The sequence below is a fragment of the Moorena sp. SIO2C4 genome, from assembly GCF_010672485.1.
GTDB classification, from domain to species: domain Bacteria; phylum Cyanobacteriota; class Cyanobacteriia; order Cyanobacteriales; family Coleofasciculaceae; genus Moorena; species Moorena producens.
The window spans coordinates 1-14,721 of sequence record NZ_JAAHGN010000060.1 but is presented as its reverse complement, the minus strand read 5'-3'; the positions used below and the strand labels follow the sequence as shown (position 1 = coordinate 14,721).

Below are 14,721 nucleotides of genomic sequence, written 5' to 3'. Positions count from 1 at the left end.
GTCGGTGGGCAGTGCCTAAACCGATTACAAGCTAATTTTATCCCTCTCAAGCACTGCCCACCCTACGATTAATCTCTATTGCAAATTCCCGATTCCCGATTCCCGATTCCCGATTCCCGATTCCCGATTCCAGATTCCCGATTCCCGATTTCTTAATAAAAAAAAATTTCTAAACCCCTTGACACTGGCTTAATTTATTGATAAATTAATAATGTACAAAAACTCCATTGATAATTTCAGATGAGTAACAATTTTCCTCCTTCTGACAACCAAGGTTCTAAACCCAAGAAAGCCAAGCTCTTATTGGTGGGTTCTCCTGAAAAGGTTCGCAATACAATTAATGCCATTTATTCCCTTAAGTATGCGGAGCCAGACGAGTGGAGCACTCCGGAGCCTACCGGAAAGCCTGGTGAGGTTATGACCTTTTTGATTCGATATTTTTACGTAGATTAAGATAGGATATTGCCAGGGTTGCCCCCTGGCAAATCAGGAATTGTGAAGGATGTTTTTTGGAGGAAAATTAAGCGGCATGAAGCAGAATGAGTTGGGATGTTCTTGCTTTCCAGCAGTTGCTGAGTAACTCGGGAATCATGCCGTAGTTGATCTGAAATTATCGATAGTTGAGTGCAGCTCAGCTGTATTTGTGGAACGTTAAAGTACAGAATTCGGTCAAGGATTGGGGTTAACCCAAACTTGACCGATTTTTTTTTAGGGAGTCGGGAGTGTGGGGAGATAGGGAGATAGGGAGATAGGGAGATAGGGAGTAGGGAAAAAATCCTGTGTACCTAATTAATATGAGAAACGCTATTATTTCCCGGATTGGTCAAACCGCTGTCTGATATTGGCGCGAATATCTTCCCAATCCTGGGCTGTCATCGGTGTTGGATCTCCGCTACTTAGTCCTTTGAGAATTTCCATTTCTAGGGCGTATCTAGTTTTCTGCTTTTGGTCAGCTCGAATTAGCTCTCGAATGTACTCGCTAGCGCTGCTATAACCCCCTACGGCTACCTGAGCTTGAATAAACTCTTTCATTTCCGAGGGCAGGGCAATGTTCATTGTGTCCATTGGGATACTTAGTTGCTTACTGCTTGTTTATAGCTACATTGTCAATAATTGCCAATGGATTGTCAATGTAGAGACTGGCTCCCCACTCAATCCAACTCCAACGCCTATGTTAACGGTTGTTATTACTTAGCCTGTGCCCTGGCCTGACTGGGTGACAAGCTTCCCGAAACCGATGTGGGCGCACCTGTTTAACTATCAGTAATGGGTTCCCGTAGCGGCTCAATGGGCACGCATCCCTTTCTCAACCAACACACTGCAACAGCTACACGTTAGGTGAGAAAAGAGTTTTGGGCTTTGCAATGGCTTGAATGGGGTGAGTCGAGAGAAAAAAATTGCTGCTAACTCGAAAAATTCCAAAATTGGGTTTTGAGATCGTCTTAAGAGTGTAGAGACTGAGGACAGAAACTCAAATTTTGTCCAAAGTCTAAAATTAATAAATGGAGAAAGAAATGATGAATTCGTCATTCCAGTCTGTGAATTACCCTGATCGGTATATTCGCCACAAGGGTTTCATGTTCTACATTGAACCTATTCGATCTGAGCTAGACCAACAAGACGCGAGCTTTGTATTAGTCCCGGGGCTAGATAACGAAGCTTATTTCTCTTTTAGGTCTGTTAATTATCCCGATCACTTTTTGAGACATCAAAATTACGAAATCAAACTACATACATCGGATGGAAGCGATCTTTTCAGAAAAGATGCAACTTTCAAAATCGTACCAGGATTGTATGGAAATGGAGGCTTCTCTTTTGAGTCAATTAACTATCCTGGTTATTACATAAGGCATCAAAATTATCAATTGTACCTTCATCAATCAGATGGCAGTGAACTCTTTAAGAGAGATACCACCTTTAGTATAGTCAAAGGTTTTATTCAGTGAAGCAAAGCTGTAATAATTAGACTCGACAAACAGGTGGGTAAACCCTGACGGGGTTGTCACCCCGTGAGCTGAGACCCCTATTACAAAAAGCACCCTTAGGGGTACAGGATAAACCCATCTAAATTAGAGCGATCGCTACAAGATAGGCGATCGCTTTTTTTGCTGACTGCTTTTTATAATTGAGCGATCGCGTAGCGGCTATCGCGTAGCGGCTGACGAGCATCCCTTTCTCAACCAACACACTGAAACGACTACAAGTTAGCTTACAAAAGGGTTTTGAGTTTTGAAGTGGGTTTAAATGGGGTGAGTCGAGAAAAAAAATTGGTGCTAACTCGAAAAATTCCAAAATTGGGTTTTGAGATCGTCTTAAGGGTGTAAGGACAGAGGACAGAAATTAGCATTTTGTCCAAACTCCAACAAAAACCAATAACTCAATTTGGAGACTAATCAAATGACTTATTCTGTTGACTTTAAGAACCAAACAGATCGCACTTGGACTATGGTAGTATTTCAAGAAATACCCGACTCAATAGGGTTAGACAGTGTAGCTTGGAAAAAAACTACAGTGCCGCGAAGTGGAGAATCTGGAGTTGATTGGGATATTGAATATATTGTTGCTCTCGCTAATTACAAACAAACCGGAGGAGTAGGTGTTTATAAAGCATCCCAAAAGTTAAATAATATCTCATTAGGAAGTAAGTGGAAGGTTGTTTTTAAGGATGGTGTTCAGCAGCTTGAACCGGATGGGGATGCAGAAAAACCAGAGTTAATTGTAATTAACAATGAGTCAAACCAATTAGCTGATGTTGGTATAGGAATGTCAGGGGATGCATCTGTTTACAAGCGAGACGTTTATAGTGGTAGTGGTGGTCAGTTTAAGGTAACTCCCACGTATTATGTAGGTATATTTAACGACTTGGTCTTAGGAACAGTGATATCCAGTAATGTAATAGTAGGTCCATTGAAAGTTCAATTTCCATCTGGAATGAATAAAGCTGTTTTGACTGCCACACTTGATGGTTCCACGCTTAAGCTAGCCCTTACTTATCAGAACGCTTTGGTTGCTAACTATGAACAAGTTCAAACACTTTCCCGATCAATTGGTTCTGAGTTCAATGAAGTCTTGGACGATAGTGAAGTTCAAAAAGGTATTCCTGGACTAGACATTAACTATACGTTTGCTGCCACGTTATTTTTTGGTGCTTTAACAGTAGCAAAATGGGCGTATAGCCACCAAAATTTGATTGCTAATGCAGCAGGGGTTGTCATTGACAATTTTTCTAGTTTTGATCGCGCTGCATGTACATTTAAAGTTGTAGGCCAATCAGCGTTAGCCTGTGCTACTGCAATGGATGCAATTGTTAAAGCAATTGAAGACAATGCACCGACATCATTACTACAGGCAGAGAAGTGTGCGTCTTTGGACTCCTCAAGTGTCTCTTACACAGATTTAAGCTGTTATACATCGGCCTCAAGGGAAGCTGTTACCAAGTTCCAAAGCTGCTGAAAGCATTGCTATGAATAGCTTTTAGGCTTATGTTCAAAGTTTGAATCAAAACTTAACAAAGTTCCTAACCCCTCTTTCAAGCTTGGGAGAGGGAGCTAGGGATTCATAGCTGTTATCACCATCAAAAAAGCCATATCAAAGAGATCAAACAGGAGAAATTATGCTAAATGAAGTTCCTATTGGTACAGTCTGCCCATTTGCTGGGCAAATCCATCCCGTCACTGGCGATGCGAACAATATTTTCCCTTCATCGGGTTGCTCAAGCCAAGATGCACAAGCCGGTAGCTTGAATGCCGACATCCCCATCATCTACCCTGAAGCATCAGGTTGGATGTTGTGTGATGGTCGCTACCTTGAGATAGATGCCTACCCTGAACTATTTGCAGTTATCGGAACACTTTATGGAACACAAGGGAACGATAAATTTAGACTCCCTGATTACCGTGGACTATTTATGAGAGGAGTTGATGCTGGCTCTGGATTAGATCCAGAAGCTGCTGAACGAATTGGTCCAGACGGCAGTGGTAAAAGTAGCGGTATCGGCTCACTTCAGTGTGATGCTTTTCAAGAACATCAACACAACTACAACACCCTAAGACTGTCGGCACAAGCACAACAAGGCCCTGTTGTTGTAGGTGGTATACCATCCGAGATGAAGCAGACAAACGATCCTCCCAATAACCCTGCTCGCATCAGTATGTACGAAACTCGACCCAAAAATATTTCGGTTAACTACATCATCAAGTATAGGTAGTACGTTTTCAGCTCTTGTAGTTTGGTTTGAGGCAACGAAAGGATTTTAGAAACCTATTGAAAAGGAAGAATACTATGACAAACAAAACATTTCACATTTCTGGTCGTATAATTGGACATAAAACTCGTCAGGGGGTTGCTGGTTTACGTGTCGAAGCATGGGATAAGGATCTCATAATTGACGATCTACTTGGCAGTGCAATGACCAAAGCTGATGGTACTTTTCAACTGTCGTTCGATAAGTCCTACTTCCGAGAATTATTTTCAGACAGACAACCCGATCTATACTTCAATATTTACAACCAAGAAGAGCTTATTAAAAGCACTGAAGATTCGGTGCTATGGAATGTAAAGGAACAAGAGAGTGAAGTTTTGATTGAAGTGGATGCAGTGCCTTACCCTGTCACAGATACTCCCACTGGAGGACAAGTCGTAACTCCAGGAAAACCCCCGGCGTTAGCTGCCAATAATTCCATCAGCAGCTTGATTCAGAGCCACTTGTTTCTGTCAAAGGCTCATGCTAATTTAGTTGCTTTGGCAAAACGCAGCACCGGCAATTTTACCCCATATCAACAATTGAAGTTATCGATTGTCAATAGTACGGTTCAGTACAAGGATGAGGATATTTATTTCGGTATCATTGGACAACAATCAGGCAAATGGGGATTCATCGATACTAACGGTAATTGGCAAAAAGCTCCCCCAATGGATCAGAAAGTAGATGTTCCATTTTTTAACCTCGCTTCTCAAGCCTCAATTACCTTCTCTCCACCCTTTATTTCTGGTCGATGCTGGCTCTCGATTGGTAAACCTTTAACTGTTCCTATTTGGGATGATGGCTTTGTAGGTCCAGCATTTAACGTAGCAACAGATCCCAATTATAATATCATTTTTGATAAATTTGAATTTACCTACACTCCAGACAATATAATTTATTGTAATACGACTTGCGTGGATTTCTTCGGGCTGCCAATTACTGCCAAACTAATAGGCAATAAGACCCAGAGTGTAGGGTTCTCGGTGTCGAGGAGTAAAGTATTTTCTGAATTTCAAGCAAATGCTACCTTTAAATCACTGATTCGCACTGCTGATAATAAACAGTTAAGAATCCTAGCACCGCAAAAAGATTCCACATTTGATTCAACCTACTTTGATCCTTATATTGACCAATGTTGGAAATATTATAAAACCAATGAATTAACGCTGCAAGCATTACCGTACAATGGTGCGACCTATATTTCAACGGGAAGTGTTGATGAAAATAACGTCTTTAACTTTGTCACAACGCCAGGTAATACCAAACATACAATTAAAAAACCAACCTCTGATAATGTCTTTGGTTGTGATGGTGTTTTTAACCCGACTGGTAGCGATTTATATCAAATCATTGATGGAGATATTAAAAATCAAGTGTCATCAGCATTGAATCGAACAATTTTGCTGAATAGTGATTCATCAACTTGGTGTGATCCATCTACATATTATCTCAATTCAATCACCAATTACTATGCCAAAATTTTGCACGAATTGAGTATTAATGGAAAGTGTTATGCTTTTTCCTATGATGATAGGTGTGACCAAAGTAGCACTCTCGTTGATACTTCACCAACAGAAATTGTCCTTACATTAACGGCATTCAATGAATAATTTTTCAAGACAATTACAACTTCGCTAATCTGAAGTTGACGAAGCACTAGTGCGATCGCTGATCTTATAGAGTGCGTTAACAAAGTGTAACGCACCTCTTTAACTATCAGTGTGTTCGCGTAGCGTGGCCATAGGCCAATCACTTATCCTAGGGTTAACACTCCCATGGGAAAATCCACAACTAAACGCTTTGTTCGTAACCACAAAACACCTAAAATAATATTCACCAATTCATTCCCTCCTAACACCTCAACCGTAAACTCCTCTTCCTCAATAACCACCTTGGCCTCATATAAATTAAACTGTGCTTCTCCCCTTGCTGTTTGCATATCTCTTGTATAGTTATAATTTCTCCACCCTAAACTATCTGCATCTTGATTATCAATAGCTAACCAACCCGTAAACCCTGTATCTAACATCGCCATTACGGGAACAATCTCTCCATCAGCAGAGATCAAGCCAACTTCAAAAAACAACTCTCCTCGATTATTAAATTCCCCTTGGATCATATTGTTCCACAAGTTCCTGTTTCATTAATTCGCATAATAATACATTTTTTTTGTGGATGTTGAGAACGTGATTTTGCCAGCGCTACCTTTTCATTTTCATCGATAAAATACTCCCCACTATCAGGTTCAATAATAATAAACCAATCATAATGCTCTTGAATCAACTCTGGTTGTACTCGCTCAAAGACCTCTCGACAACGCTTATAAAATACTGCATCTTCAGCTTTAATTCTGGCTTTTTCTTCAGGAGACAGTCGTTTCTCCGGAAAAACCCGTCCTCGCCTTACAGTGTGATGGGAAGATGATTGTGTCATTTTAGTGATACAAAACGCTGTAGATAGGTTTATAATAACAAATATATCCCTCCTCAAGTTATTTCACCCTCTCCTGCTAATAAAGGCATAAGGGGTGACTTGTTCAAAATATTACATAATGCTCCATAAACTAGCCAATTATTCGGGTATAGATGATCAGCTTTCTCAATAGCTTCAACCGCCCTCTTATTTTCACCCCTGTCAGACAAAAACCGGGCATAATAACACCAGCCATTAGGATTATTTGGATACTCCTCAGTAAACTGCTTCAATATAGCCAGGCTTTTTGCTGATTCTCCTCGCAACCGATAATAGTCAGCCTGCAACTTATGAGCATCAGCGGAGTGGGGAGCCAGTTTCAATACAGCATTAACTATCTTTTTAGTCTGCTTCCCTTCCTTACCCAATACTAATTTCATCTGGCAACGATAGGCCAAGCGTCGTTTTAAAACTGAGTAATCACCAGGAGCTAACTCTTCTGCTCGACTTAACTTCAACTCTGCTGACTGAAAATCACCTACTACTAGGAGTGCGTCATAACTGTGAATCAAAGCCACAATATCATCTGCCTGAAGTAACAAGATTTTATCAAAAGCGTTCAAAGCAGCGTGAGGATGATCCAGTTTCATTTCAACTTGCCCCAATGCCAGCCAGTGAGAGGGATTTTCTGGCTCAGAAGATGCCGCTGTCTCAAAGGCTTTTACTGCTTTGTCTGGCTGACGGCGACAGACTTCTATCAAACCCCGGATATGATGCCCAGTAGCAACATTACTGGATAATGGCAAAGCACTGTGATAAACCTCAATTGCCTTAGCCACCTCTCCCATCAACTGTAAAAGTTTCCCGAGTTTCAACCTTACCTGAATTAATTGAGGTTGCCGCTGAATAACTTGGTCATACTCCTTAACAGCCTGCTCCCAGTTTCCAGTTTCATAGAGTAAATCAGCCAATTCCAACCGTTTTTTCCATCCAGAGGGATACTGCTGCACATAGTTAGTTAAGGTTTTCAACTTCTGCTGTTTTCGGGTGTTTTTTTTATCTAATACCAGTTTTACATTTAACTCGATCTTTGAAGACTGGGATGAAGACTGGGATAAGGTTACCAAACAGGGGGTAGTGTTTCTAGACATATCGCTGTTACCTGATAATTAATCTGATCATTAATTTGCTCAAATTTGCACTCTGTCGTCGGAGTTTGAGATGAAGTAACTGATTTATGAGTTTTAAACTCATCGAAAAAATCATCTTTTACAACTTCTTTTAACAAAGGAGGATAATCATCCATTCCTGATAGATACCGCTTTAAGTGCTTTTCCATAATTGCTCGCCCCTTTTGAATGCGTTTGTAAACGCTATCCACCGATAGAGCAAGTTTTTTAGCAATGTCTGAGTAGGGTATATCTTGGTAAAAATGCAGCACAAAAGGCTCTCGCAGTTGGGGAGACAGAGCCTTTATTTCACGGCAGATGTACATTTTTAACTCGCGACGGAGAATAGCTGACTCAGGAGAGTACTGACTAGACGCTAATGTTTGGTGTTCTCCCACTGCCATTTCTTCAATGCTCTCCATACCGATTGCAGCTTTGTGGCGTTTTCGATGCAGATCCACGCACAGGTTATGAGTCATTCGAGTTAGCCATGCTTTGGGATTAGTAATTTTTTCGGCGTGGTGTGGTAGTTTCTCCCACGCCTTGATTCTGGCCAAACTTAATGCTTCTTCAGCATTGGTGCGATCGCCTCCCATCCAAGTTACGCACCGACCGTAAAGATAGTCTTGATTGAGTAGCCATAATTTCCAAAAGGCAGTGCGATCGCCTTTAGATATACGTTTTAATAGATTAATATCGTCTAATTTTGTTTCTGTTTTCATTTTTTTTTAGGGAATTGGGAATCGGGAATCGGGAATCGGGAATCGGGAATCGGGAAACAATTCTGTGTACCTCATAGCTACGAAAAACGCTGTATATATTAATTTTGATGCTGCATCACTTCTTTTTGTTTAACGTAAATTTTTTTCAGGTGCTTCTTAACCGTATTGAGGCTGATATATAGCTGTTGGGCAATTTCTTCGTAAGTCAAGTTGGCTTTTTTTAGTAACCAGACTTCCTCCTCCCGTTGACTTAGTCCATAGTTAATAACATCAGTGATAGCGGAATTTTTGGTAGATTGATGTTTATTCTCTAGGGTTACTAACAGATAAGGGTCGCGGGATAATTCTAAGGTTAACCATCTCACCCTAACCCGAAACTCAACTGACTTATTCACTTTAATTTCATCTTCGATAATTAGTTTGCGATCGCTAAACAACTCACGACTATCAATTAATGATTGGCAAACTCGCCAAATTGGCTCAGGAATAGAATTTATCGGTGACTTACCTTGAGAGATTTGAGAGCACATTCGACGTCCAGACTCATTGGCATGAAACCACTCTTGGTTAGTAGTTATAATCAGCACCCCATCAACAAAGCCTTCAATAATTGCTTTGATCAGTAATGGCAAACCTTCGTCTGAATTTAACTCGGGCTTACTGGTTTCGGCTTTAGTAGCTTCTTCACTGCTTGAATCAGCAACTTGGTTAACATCAATACCAATGGTTTTGGTCAAGAGTTGTTGATTAGTCATGGTGAAATATAATTATGATAAATTAATTGGGGTTATTCGTAAGCATTAAGCTATCAGGCTTCAGCTTAAAATAAACCTGGTTGGCGTAGCGTGCCCATAGCGAAACGGTAGAATTGAATAGTTCGAGATTAATGATAATTTAAAGTCTGGGTAAAAGCTCTTGGCCGTTGGCCACAACCGCTGTGAATTCACTCAAATTAAACGAATGCTGAACTGTTTTATTCTGGTTTCCTAGTTAACCCTGCCCATAGCGCATAAGCTGAATGCTGAATGCTGAATGCTGAATGCTGAAATTATTATCAAAAATAAATTCGCTGTAATCAGCTAGGTTATCTAGTCCAAGGAAGTTGAGTAAAATTTCCAACACTAGCCATAATGTTGTTCTGGCTAATAGTTTTTTATAAAGCACATTCATGGTTTTCTTTAGGATAAAATTACTAGAATATATAGCAGTTGTTTGACTCAGTGGTGCGTTACGGGCAGCAACCTAACCCGGGGCTTGAGGCTGAAAATTAGGGTGAGCGCCCCTAGGGAGTGTCTTCAAACTCGGAGATCCCCCTAAATCCCCCTTAAAAAAGGGGGACTTTGAGTATGGCTCCCCCCTTTTTTTAAGGGGGGCTGGGGGGGATCATAATCATGCGACAAACTTTGAAAACACGCCCTAACGCACCCTAAAGAACTATTGCCTATTGCCTATTGCCTATTGCCTATTGCCTTTTGCTTTAAATTGCTATATATTCATAAAACCCGACTGCATACTGACTTACCGCCTGAGATGATCTGACTTGTGACTAACTTGTGAATAATTTGTGACTGACTTTTCGTCTGTCAATGGTATAATTCCGGCATTCAAGATTCCATCAGCCATGCCCAGGTCGCTCAAAGTTCGTCAGGAGTGCATTGAAAAAGTTAAACTGGCAGTCAGGCGTAACGGTTTTCCGAGCCAGAGGGCTTTGGCTGAAGATGTGGGGTTTGCCTTAGCCACAGTTAGCAACTTCCTAACTGGCAAACCCGTTGACTATATTACTTTTGAAGAAATTTGTCATAAATTGGCACTGGAATGGAGAGCCATTGCCAATTTAGATTTTGACCTGCCATCCCAGGCTGTAGATGATGTAATATCCCAGACTGTAGCTCAAAACCCACAGATCAGAAGCTCTAGCAAACGCCAAGACTTGGGAGAAGCAATTGATGTTACCAATTTCTACGGGCGCAAGGAAGAATTAGCCACACTCAAACAATGGATTATTAGTGACCATTGCCGACTGATTACCTTAATTGGCATGGGTGGAATTGGTAAAACAACTTTGTCTGTCAAGTTAGCCCAGCTTCTACAATCGGAATTTCAGTACCTGATTTGGCGAAGTTTGCGTAATGCGCCACCCATTCACGAGCTTTTGACCGACCTGATTGGGTTTTTGTCCCATCAGCAAGAAACCACTTTACCAGAAAGCTTAGATGGTAAAATATCCTGTTTAATCGACTATCTGCGGGCAGAGCGTTGTTTGTTCATCTTAGATAATGTAGAGTCAATTCTATCCCCTGACCAACGGGCAGGAGCCTATCGCCCAGGATATGAAGGCTATGGGCAGCTGCTCAGAAGCTGGGGGGAGACTAACCATCAAAGTTGTCTGGTGTTGACTAGTCGGGAGAAACCCAGAGAAATTAGAAATAAAGAAGGTGTAAATGCTCCCATTCGTTCCCTGAGGTTACCTGGTTTAACCGAGGGAGAAGGGGAAAAAATTCTCGCAGAAAAAGGCTTTTCTGTATCAAAAGAAGAATGTCAAGCACTGATAAAGTTTTATGCAGGCAATCCTTTAGCGTTGAAGATTGTTTCCACCACAATTTATGAGTTGTTTGACGGCGACGTGGCTCAGTTTTTAGAAGAAGGCACTATTGTATTTGGTGATATTTCCGATTTACTCGATCAGCAGTTTAATCGCTTGTCAACGTTAGAAAAACAGGTGATGTACTGGTTGACAATTAATCGAGAATTGGTTTCATTTAAGGAGCTACAACGGGACAGTATTCCAGCGGTTTCCTTCAAACATTTATTAGAAACCTTAGAATCTCTCCAATTGCGGTCACTGATTGAGAAGACCTCGGGTAAATTTACTCAACAACCCGTGGTGATGGAGTATGTCAGCGATCGCTTAATTGAACAGATTTTCTGCGAAATTCAAACGGGAGAAATAGCACTATTGGAGCGCTGTGCCTTAATCAAAGCCCAAGCCAAAGATTATCTGAGAACTACCCAAATTGAGCTGATTCTAAAACCGATTACCGAGCAACTACTCAACCTGCTTGGTCTCTCGGAAAATGTGCAAAACTATTTGAATCAAATTTTATCAAAACTGAAGTCTTTTCCCCCTCGAAAACCAGGATATGCCGGGGGGAATGTTCTCAATTTACTCTGGCAGCTTAATCTTGACCTGACTGGCTATGATTTTTCTAACTTAACGGTTTGGCAAGCTTACCTACAGGGCATGAATTTGCATGGAGTCAACTTTTCCAATGCCGATTTAAGTAAGTCGGCTTTGACTCGCACCTTAGGAGGAGTTTTATCAGCGACCTTTAGCCCAGATGGGAAACTCCTGGCAACCAGTGTGGATAATGAGATTTGGTTGTGGGATGTTGCCAATATCAAACAAATTATTACCTGCAATGGTCATAGGGCTTGGGTGCAATGCCTGGCTGTTAGTCCAGAGGGAGAAATTTTAGCTAGTGGTAGTAACGACCAAACCATCAGGTTGTGGAATGTCCAGACCGGGCAATGTCTAAAAACATTGCGAGGCCATACCAGTTGGGTGCAATCCCTAGGGTTTAGTCCAGAGGGAGACATTTTAGCCAGTGGTAGCCATGACCAAACGGTAAAGCTGTGGAATGTTCACACCGGAAAATGTCTGCAAACCTTGTCAGGCCATAGGAATCCGGTATTTTTTACTACTTTCAGTCCCAATGGACAAAGGTTGGTCACTGCCAGTGAAGACCAAACGGTGAGAGTCTGGGATGTCAACACTGGTTCTTGCCTGCAAGTCCTAGAAATCTCCATCAATTGGATATTATCGATTGCCCTTAGCCCAGACGGACAAACATTGGTAACTGGAAGTGATGGCACAACGGTAAAATTTTGGGATTTAGCCAGTGGTGAGTGTATCAAAACCTTACCAGACTACAACAGTTATGTGTGGTCAGTTGCTTTCAGCCCAGATGGTAAAACACTGGTCACCGGTAGTGAGGATACAACGGTTAAAATCTGGGAAGTGGAAACCGGGAAATGTCTGCAAACGTTGCACGAGTATAGCAATTCCCCTTTAGGTAATAGCTACCCTTCACGAATTTGGTTGGTTGCTGTTAATCCCGATGGTCAAACCTTGCTGAGTGTGAGTGAAAACCAAACCATGAAGTTATGGGATATCCACACAGGACAATGTTTAAGAACAGTGGAGGGGTATAGTAATTGGATCTTATCCGTTGCTATTAGTCCAGATGGTGAAATGTTGGCCAGTAGCAGCGAAGACCAACGGGTAAGATTGTGGGATATTGAGACGGGGCAATGTCTACAAATCTTGTCAGGACATACTAATCTGGTCTCATCCGTTACCTTTGCTCCCAAAGACGATCAGATTCTGGCCAGTAGCAGTGACGACACAACTATCAAACTTTGGGATGCAAATACAGGAGAGTGTTTGCAAACCCTGTGGGGACACGATAGTTGGGTGCATTCGGTCAGCTTCAGTCCAGAGGGAGAAATTTTAGCCAGTGGCAGTCGTGACCAAACCGTAAAGCTTTGGGATTGGCATACCGGAGAATGTCTGCACACCTTAGAAGGGCATCTTCACCATGTCAAAACTATTAGTTTCAGTCCCTGCGGTAAAATCCTAGCCAGTGGTAGCCATGACAACACTATCAAACTTTGGGATGTCAGTACGGGAAGCTGTCTACAAACATTGCCAGGTCACGGGGATTGGGTTTTATCGGTTGTGTTCAGTCCCAGTGGAAATCTGCTGGCGAGTGCCAGTGGAGACCAGACGATTAAACTGTGGGATGTTGAGACGGGGCAATGTCTACAAACCTTATCCGGTCACACATCTCGAGTCAGAACCATTGCCTTTAGTCCAGATGGCAAGACTTTAGCCAGTGGCAGTGATGACCAGACTGTTCAACTTTGGGATATCACTACAGGTACTGTTCTTAAACTATTTCAGGGACACCACAAAGCAGTCCGGTCAATTGCCTTTAGTCCTAATCGTCCTGTGTTAGTGAGTAGCAGCGAAGATGAAACCATTAAACTTTGGAATCTTGACACCGGTGACTGTATAAAAACCCTGAGAATTGATCGACCCTATGAAGGGATGAATATTAAAAACGCCATTGGTTTAACCAAACCTCAGAAAAACACGTTAAAAGCTTTAGGTGCAGTAGAGAAAGAGTAAGGTAAGCATATGCGCGAAGCGCACGCGTGCGCGTTCAGCCGTCAGCGGAATGCCTTTGGCCACGCGTGCGCGTTCAGCCGTCAGCCTAAAGCTCACGGCTGATAGCTGATAGCTGATAGCTTATAGCTGATAGCTGACGGCAGCGCAATGGTTCTAGCTTCCTTGACAAATCAGCTCATAATATGCTATTTTAGAAATAGAGCTTATTATAATAAAGCCGGGTAAGCGCAAGAAAAATTAAGCAAAAATGTGATATGCGGCAAGGATTATGACCAGAGTAAGCCTTGATTATCATAACTATTGCGCTTAGTTATCACTATTTTTAAGAATAATTTATTGAGTCTTGCCCTTGCCCTGTCTCATAACAATTGGGGTGCAAAAAAGTGGCTATGGAAAATACAGAAGCTAATCAAAATTCTGAAGATCAAGTAGTAGAAAATACATCTGGCGATACTAACCCCTTAGGGGGCGATCGCTCCGAATCTCAGGAAACAGTAACAACTCCTGGAAAAACTGAAGTAAAAGCTGGAGCGAGTGATGAAAATGTCGAAACAGATAATCAAGACATTAAAGAAATTACTGCACCAGAATCTAATACAACTACTAGTGAGCGTTCTCCAGGAAAAACCGATAGAGGTTTATAATCGATGAGTTATATTCTTGGGCGAGAATTGACCAACTCAGCCGGGAGCATGCCACCTTTGTAATTAGGTACATAGATCCCCCCTAACCCCCCTTAAGCAAGGGGGGAATTAGATTAAAAAGTTACCCTTATTAAGCACGGAATTAAATGAAAAAGTTACCCTTATTAAGCACGGAATTAGATTAAAAAGTCCCCCTTATTAAGGGGGATTTAGGGGGATCTGAATCAGGAATTAACAAAACTGACATGCTCCCACTCACCTAGGGGCAATCTTCGACAATTATGACCAACAATATCTATGGGCTGCTGGTAGCTATTGATGAATATCCCAGTCCTGTTCC

The 14,721-nt window shown here is 41.7% G+C and carries 14 protein-coding genes; 7 read left to right on the top strand and 7 right to left on the bottom strand.

The annotated features are described in order from the left end of the window. Positions 1-240 precede the first annotated feature (240 nt). Complete coding sequence (locus tag F6K20_RS05700) at positions 241-453, top strand: hypothetical protein (protein ID WP_287266298.1); 213 nt, start codon at positions 241-243, stop codon at positions 451-453. A 354-nt stretch (positions 454-807) separates the two neighbouring features. Here the strand turns inward: F6K20_RS05700 and F6K20_RS05695 are convergent, their stop codons facing one another. After that, positions 808-1,065: a type II toxin-antitoxin system ParD family antitoxin gene (locus F6K20_RS05695; protein ID WP_287266296.1), complete on the bottom strand. Its 258-nt coding sequence runs from the start codon at positions 1,063-1,065 to the stop codon at positions 808-810. Positions 1,066-1,502: 437 nt separating this feature from the next. On the opposite strand from F6K20_RS05695, the gene F6K20_RS39830 reads away from it, so the two are divergent. Beyond that, a complete protein-coding gene (locus F6K20_RS39830) occupies positions 1,503-1,946 on the top strand; it encodes an AbfB domain-containing protein (protein ID WP_071103999.1) in 444 nt (147 codons plus the stop codon). Positions 1,947-2,064: 118 nt separating this feature from the next. Here F6K20_RS39830 and F6K20_RS05690 read toward each other — a convergent pair whose 3' ends face one another. Further along, positions 2,065-2,292: a hypothetical protein gene (locus F6K20_RS05690; RefSeq protein ID WP_287266295.1), complete on the bottom strand. Its 228-nt coding sequence runs from the start codon at positions 2,290-2,292 to the stop codon at positions 2,065-2,067. Between the two features lie 105 nt (positions 2,293-2,397). Here F6K20_RS05690 and F6K20_RS05685 point away from each other — a divergent pair, with 105 nt between their 5' ends. The 3 genes from F6K20_RS05685 to F6K20_RS05675 all read left to right on the top strand — a co-directional run bounded on the left by F6K20_RS05685 (position 2,398) and on the right by F6K20_RS05675 (position 5,853). Then, entirely contained in the window at positions 2,398-3,453 is a 1,056-nt protein-coding gene (locus tag F6K20_RS05685; protein ID WP_287266292.1) for a RhiA family protein, read from the top strand. Positions 3,454-3,613: 160 nt separating this feature from the next. After that, on the top strand, positions 3,614-4,207 hold the full coding sequence (locus tag F6K20_RS05680) for a phage tail protein (RefSeq protein ID WP_287266289.1): 594 nt from the start codon (positions 3,614-3,616) through the stop codon (positions 4,205-4,207). Positions 4,208-4,281: 74 nt separating this feature from the next. Next, positions 4,282-5,853 carry a beta-1,3-glucanase family protein gene (locus F6K20_RS05675; RefSeq protein ID WP_287266288.1) on the top strand — a complete coding sequence of 524 codons (1,572 nt, stop codon included), beginning with the start codon at positions 4,282-4,284 and terminating at the stop codon, positions 5,851-5,853. Between the two features lie 143 nt (positions 5,854-5,996). On the opposite strand, the gene F6K20_RS05670 is transcribed toward F6K20_RS05675, so the two are convergent. The 5 genes from F6K20_RS05670 to F6K20_RS05650 all read right to left on the bottom strand — a co-directional run bounded on the left by F6K20_RS05670 (position 5,997) and on the right by F6K20_RS05650 (position 9,301). Then, positions 5,997-6,374 (bottom strand): aspartyl protease, encoded by a 378-nt coding sequence (locus F6K20_RS05670; RefSeq protein ID WP_353736727.1) that lies wholly within the window; start codon positions 6,372-6,374, stop codon positions 5,997-5,999. Next, positions 6,359-6,676: a hypothetical protein gene (locus F6K20_RS05665; RefSeq protein ID WP_287266282.1), complete on the bottom strand. Its 318-nt coding sequence runs from the start codon at positions 6,674-6,676 to the stop codon at positions 6,359-6,361. Before F6K20_RS05665 ends, F6K20_RS05670 begins: the two co-directional genes overlap by 16 nt. A 53-nt stretch (positions 6,677-6,729) precedes the next feature. Then, positions 6,730-7,806: a tetratricopeptide repeat protein gene (locus F6K20_RS05660; RefSeq protein ID WP_287266281.1), complete on the bottom strand. Its 1,077-nt coding sequence runs from the start codon at positions 7,804-7,806 to the stop codon at positions 6,730-6,732. Further along, the gene (locus F6K20_RS05655) at positions 7,776-8,546 is read right to left on the bottom strand and encodes an RNA polymerase sigma factor (RefSeq protein WP_287266279.1); all 771 of its coding nucleotides are present in this window, start codon (positions 8,544-8,546) and stop codon (positions 7,776-7,778) included. The genes F6K20_RS05660 and F6K20_RS05655 overlap by 31 nt, the downstream gene beginning before the upstream one ends. 98 nt (positions 8,547-8,644) lie before the next feature. Beyond that, entirely contained in the window at positions 8,645-9,301 is a 657-nt protein-coding gene (locus F6K20_RS05650) for a helix-turn-helix transcriptional regulator (protein WP_287266278.1), read from the bottom strand. Positions 9,302-10,167: 866 nt separating this feature from the next. On the opposite strand from F6K20_RS05650, the gene F6K20_RS05645 reads away from it, so the two are divergent. Both F6K20_RS05645 and F6K20_RS05640 read left to right on the top strand, forming a co-directional pair. Continuing rightward, complete coding sequence (locus F6K20_RS05645; RefSeq protein ID WP_502708814.1) at positions 10,168-13,737, top strand: WD40 domain-containing protein; 3,570 nt, start codon at positions 10,168-10,170, stop codon at positions 13,735-13,737. Between the two features lie 383 nt (positions 13,738-14,120). After that, positions 14,121-14,381 (top strand): hypothetical protein, encoded by a 261-nt coding sequence (locus F6K20_RS05640; RefSeq protein WP_287294041.1) that lies wholly within the window; start codon positions 14,121-14,123, stop codon positions 14,379-14,381. Positions 14,382-14,721: the final 340 nt, after the last annotated feature.

Bases quoted from the DNA above. Each gene is read 5' to 3' on its own strand.
- F6K20_RS05700 (WP_287266298.1), top strand. From the start codon at position 241: ATGAGTAACAATTTTCCTCCTTCTGACAACCAAGGTTCTAAACCCAAG.
- F6K20_RS05695 (WP_287266296.1), bottom strand. From the start codon at position 1,065: ATGGACACAATGAACATTGCCCTGCCCTCGGAAATGAAAGAGTTTATT.
- F6K20_RS39830 (WP_071103999.1), top strand. From the start codon at position 1,503: ATGGAGAAAGAAATGATGAATTCGTCATTCCAGTCTGTGAATTACCCT.
- F6K20_RS05685 (WP_287266292.1), top strand. From the start codon at position 2,398: ATGACTTATTCTGTTGACTTTAAGAACCAAACAGATCGCACTTGGACT.
- F6K20_RS05680 (WP_287266289.1), top strand. From the start codon at position 3,614: ATGCTAAATGAAGTTCCTATTGGTACAGTCTGCCCATTTGCTGGGCAA.
- F6K20_RS05675 (WP_287266288.1), top strand. From the start codon at position 4,282: ATGACAAACAAAACATTTCACATTTCTGGTCGTATAATTGGACATAAA.
- F6K20_RS05665 (WP_287266282.1), bottom strand. From the start codon at position 6,676: ATGACACAATCATCTTCCCATCACACTGTAAGGCGAGGACGGGTTTTT.
- F6K20_RS05660 (WP_287266281.1), bottom strand. From the start codon at position 7,806: ATGTCTAGAAACACTACCCCCTGTTTGGTAACCTTATCCCAGTCTTCA.
- F6K20_RS05655 (WP_287266279.1), bottom strand. From the start codon at position 8,546: ATGAAAACAGAAACAAAATTAGACGATATTAATCTATTAAAACGTATA.
- F6K20_RS05650 (WP_287266278.1), bottom strand. From the start codon at position 9,301: ATGACTAATCAACAACTCTTGACCAAAACCATTGGTATTGATGTTAAC.
- F6K20_RS05645 (WP_502708814.1), top strand. From the start codon at position 10,168: ATGCCCAGGTCGCTCAAAGTTCGTCAGGAGTGCATTGAAAAAGTTAAA.